This window comes from Herbiconiux daphne (assembly GCF_024979295.1).
In the GTDB taxonomy this organism is placed as follows: Bacteria; Actinomycetota; Actinomycetes; order Actinomycetales; family Microbacteriaceae; genus Herbiconiux; species Herbiconiux daphnes.
The window spans coordinates 1-1,152 of sequence record NZ_JANLCJ010000123.1; the positions used below are offsets into that span (position 1 = coordinate 1).

At 37.1% G+C, this 1,152-nt stretch carries 2 protein-coding genes; both read left to right on the forward strand.

Annotated features, from left to right (window positions below; genetic code table 11):
- Window positions 1-256, forward strand: a 256-nt coding sequence (locus N1032_RS23490; protein WP_259542777.1) for a hypothetical protein, incomplete at its 5' end; no start/stop codon positions are given.
- Window positions 229-1,152 (forward strand): amidoligase family protein (locus tag N1032_RS23495; protein WP_259542779.1); only part of this gene is annotated, 924 nt, incomplete at its 3' end. The genes N1032_RS23490 and N1032_RS23495, both read left to right, overlap by 28 nt.

Consider the following 1,152-nt stretch of genomic DNA (forward strand, 5'->3'; position numbering starts at 1 on the left):
GGGTTTGTGTGATCGTCGATTTTCAAGCAATATACAATTGTCCTCAGATGTTGCATATGCTTTATTCAACGAAATTGAAGACGAAAATATTATCGATGGGATATTCCTACGTCATGGGAATAAGCTAGATTATAAGGGTATTCCAATTGGTGGTATTAATGGAACTGATGTGGCACTATGTGCTGAGGCAAACCATTTATCTAAAGTACTACAAAAGGGGTGGCCTGAATGCCAAATAACAGTAATGACCTCATAGACTCTTTATCAGGGATTTTTCAAGAAAACGAAGTAGAAACAGATAAAGTAAAGGGTGATCATGGTGAACAACCAGAACCTGAAGTTTACAACTATCAACCAATTTTTGGAAATATATCGGAAGTACCTATAATGAAAACTGTCGCAAGTCATTTTGGTATACGTACTACCCACCGTTCTATCGAAAAGCACCCACTAGTTGTGGGGGAATACCTAGCTGGTGTAGAGATAGAGCTTGAAAATCTCGAAATATATGACACTTCTTTCCGCTACTGGACAGTTAAGTCAGATGGATCATTGCGTAACAATGGCTTAGAATTTGTGTGTTCTAATCCGTGGGGTGGTGCTAATCTTTATAAAGCCGCCATTGAAATAGATGATTTTTTATCTAAAAGACACCCAGATACAACTTGGCGCTGTTCAACTCATGTCCATGTCGATGTTCGTGATATGACAGTTGCCCAAATCAAGAAAATGATTTTGGCTTATGTGTTTTATGAGCGTGTTCTGTTTAAATGCAGTGGTTTTCATCGTTATAAAAACAATTTTTGTATAGCTTTAGGTTTTGCCCAGAGTCAATTAGAATGTCTAGGGGAGCTGTGGTCACTAAATGATGCCATGTTCTTAGATAATCTATTAAATTCTTGGAATAAATACACTGCAATAAACTTCAGGCCAATGTGTCGATTTGGATCGATTGAATTTCGTATCAGTGAAGCAAAATGGCACAAAGGGCAGTTGATTCGCTTAGTCAATCGTTTCCTTTCACTAAAAGAAATAGCAGTTGCAAATGGTGAAATGTCGGATGAACATTTCCTTGAACTATTAAAAAGTTCTAAAGCAAGTGATGTTATCCGTAAAGGTATCCCTAAAGATATTGGGAATATAAATGAAGAT